Consider the following 3,394-nt stretch of genomic DNA (forward strand, 5'->3'; position numbering starts at 1 on the left):
GGACAGCGGGACGACCTCCGGTCGCGGCCGGGGGCGCAGGGCGACGCGCCCGGTCCGGCCGACCTCGGATTCGAGGCGGGCCGCGAGAGCCTCCACCTCGGGGGTCTCGAACAGCACGCGGACGGCCACCTTGGTGTCGAGCGCAGCACCGAGCCGCGCCGCGACCTGGGTCGCGACGAGCGAGTTCCCGCCGAGGGTGAAGAAGTCGTCGTCGAGACCGACGCGGGTGAGGCCGAGCACGTCGGCGAAGATGCCCGCGACGATCTCCTCGACAGGCGTGCGCGGCCCGCGGAACCCGCGGGTTTCGAACACCGGCTCCGGCAACGCCTTGCGGTCCAGCTTGCCGCTCGCGTTGAGGGGGAAGGCGTCGAGCGCGACGAGCGCCGACGGCACCATGTACGCGGGCAGGATCTCCTTGACGGCGCCGAGCAGCTGCGTGCTCTCGACCGCCGCGCCCGGGGCGGGGACGACGTATCCGACGAGCTGCTCACCGGTGGCCGTGGGCACGACGAGCGCCACGGCCTGACCGACCGTGGGCTGCGCGAGCAGAGCCGTCTCGATCTCCCCCAGCTCGATCCGCTGACCGCGGAACTTCACCTGGAAGTCGGTGCGGCCGATGTAGTCGAGGACGGGCTCGCCGCCGGCGGTGCGGCGCCACCGGACGAGGTCACCGGTGCGGTACATGCGAGCGCCGGGGGCGCCGGCGGGGTCGGCGACGAAGCGATCCGCGGTGAGGTCCGGGCGGCCCACGTAACCACGTGCGAGTTGCCCTCCGGCAAGGTACAACTCGCCGGGCACGCCGACCGGGACGGGGTGCAGCCGGCCGTCGAGAACGTACACGCGCACGTTCCACTCGGGCACGCCGATGGGCACGCTCTGCCGCTCGTCACCGGCGGGCCAGTAGGTCACCGAGACTGCCGCCTCGGTCGGGCCGTACAGGTTGTGCACCGCAGCGTCCGAGACCCGGCGGAACGCGTCGACGGTCTCGGGCGGCAGGGCTTCGCCGATCACGAACACGTGCCGCAGCGTCGAGCAGGTGCCGGCCGGCGCATGGGCGGCGAACACGGTGAGCATCGAGGGCACGAAGTCGGTCAGCGTCACGCCGTGCCGGGCAATCGTCTCGGCGACGTACACGGGGTCACGGTGACCGTCGTGGGTGGCGACGACGAGGGTGGCGCCGGCGCGCAGGGGCAGGAACCAGCCCCACAGCGACACGTCGAAGGTGGTGGCGGTCTTCTGCAGATAGACGTCGCCGCCGGTGATCTCGTACTCGTGGGCCATCCACTCGAGCTGGTTGACGATGGCCTCGTGCGAGACGCACACGCCCTTGGGGCGTCCCGTGGAACCGGACGTGAAGATCACGTAGGCGGGGGTGTCCGGGCGGATCGGGCCGGCCGGCTCGCCGTCCCGGATCGGGTCGGGCGCGTAGCACTGCAGGTCGAGGTCGTCGACCAGGACGGGGGCGACCGTGCCGGGCAGGTCCGCCGCGTCCGCGCGGGTGCTCAGGACGCACACCGGCTGTGCCGTGGCCAGAATGTGCCCGATCCGCTCGGCCGGATGGTCGGGGTCGAGCGGGACGTAGGCGCCGCCGGCCGCGATGACCGCGTAGATCGCGACCGGGAGTTCGATCGATCGCCGGATCGCGAGGGCCACCAGGGTTTCGGGTCCGACGCCGAGACCGATGAGGTGCCGGGCGAGCCGGTTGACGCGCGCGTCGAACTCGGCGTAGGTGAGCGACTCGTCACCGAAGACGACGGCCACCGCATCCGGGTGGCGGGCGACGGCGTCCCGGTACGCGGCGAGGAGCCCGGTCGCCCGGACCGGATGCACCGCACGGTCGTTGCCGACGGCGAGGGCGCGGCGCTCGGCGGTGTCGAGGAGGTCGACGTCGCCGACCACGCGGCCGGCGTCGGCGGTGAGCGCCGCGAGCATCCGCATCAGGCGGCCGGCGAAATCCCGCACCGTGGACTCGTCGAAAAGGTCTGTGGCGTAGGTGAACTGCGCCGACATTCCGGCCGGCTTCCCGGCGTCCTCCCGCGGCGAGACGGTCAGCTGCAGATCGAACTTGGCGATGGCCCCGCCGAGGTCGACGGGCTCGATCTCCACGTCCGGCAGGGTCACCTCGGCACGGTCGAGGTTCTGGAAGAACAGCGCCACCTGGAACAGCGGGTGGTGCCCGGTCGACCGCACCGGATCGAGCACCTCCACGAGCCGCTCGAACGGCAGCTCCGCGTTGTCGAACGCGGCGAGGTCGGTGTCCTTGACCCGGCCGAGCAGTTCGGCGAACGTGGCGGCCGGCTCGATGCGGGTGCGCAGCACGAGGGTGTTGACGAACATGCCGACGAGGTCGTCGAGCGCACGCTCGCCGCGGCCGGCGACGGGCGTGCCGATCGCGATGTCCGCGGTGCCCGACAGGCGCGACAGCAGCACCGCCAGCGCGGCGTGGACGACCATGAACGCGGACGTGCCGGTCGCCTGGGCGGTGGCCTCGACCGCCTCGTGCAGGGCGGCATCGACCTCGAAGTCGACGGTGGCGCCGCGGCCCGACGCCTCCACCGGGCGGGGCCGGTCGGTCGGCAGGTCGAGCCGATCCGGGAGGTCGGCGAGCGCGCCGCGCCAGAACTCGATCTCCCGCGCGGCCGGCGACGCGGGGTCGGACTCGTCACCGAGCACCGCGCGCTGCCAGAGGGCGTAGTCGGCGTACTGCACCGCGAGCGGTTCCCACGCGGGGGCCGCGCCGCCGGTGCGGGCGACGTACGCGGTGACCAGGTCCCGCACGAAGGGGGCGATGGACGCGCCGTCGGCGGCGATGTGGTGGACGACCACGACGAGAACGTGCTCGTCGTCGGCCGACCGCAGCAGTGCGACCCGCAGCGGCACCTCGGCGGTCACGTCGAAGCCGGCCGTCGCGAGCCGGGCGACCGCTCCGGGGATCTCGTCGGGCGGCGTCGGCACCGGGTCGAGGGAGTGCGCCGCCTGCTCCGGCGGGAGGACCAGCTGGGACCCGACGCCGTCGCGATCGGGATAGACGGTGCGCAGCACCTCGTGCCGGGCCACGACGTCGGCGAGGGCCCGGCGCAGGGCATCGACGTCGAGCCCCCCGCGGACGCGCAGTGCGACGGGGATGTTGTTCGCGGCCGACGCCGGATCGAACCGGTTGAGGAACCACATCCGCTGCTGTGCCAGCGACAGCGGGATCGGGTCGGGGCGCGGCCCGGCGACGAGCGGTTGCTGCGCTCCTTCCCCGACGGAGGGTTCGACGAGTGCGGCGAGACCCTCGACGGTGGACGCCTCGAACAGCAGCCGCGCGGGGACCCGGGTGGCGAGCCGCTCCCCGAGGCGGGCGGCCGCGCGGGTGGCGACGAGCGAGTTGCCGCCGAGCTCGAAGAAGTCG

Annotated in this window: 1 protein-coding gene; it reads right to left on the reverse strand. The window is 73.5% G+C overall.

Features of this window, described 5'->3' with window-relative positions; translation table 11 throughout:
• Window positions 1-3,394: amino acid adenylation domain-containing protein (locus CQZ88_RS32115; RefSeq protein ID WP_258008851.1), on the reverse strand; the 3,394-nt coding region annotated here is incomplete at both ends.

It is taken from the genome of Rhodococcus sp. ENV425, from assembly GCF_002887785.1.
GTDB lineage: Bacteria > Actinomycetota > Actinomycetes > Mycobacteriales > Mycobacteriaceae > Rhodococcus > Rhodococcus aetherivorans.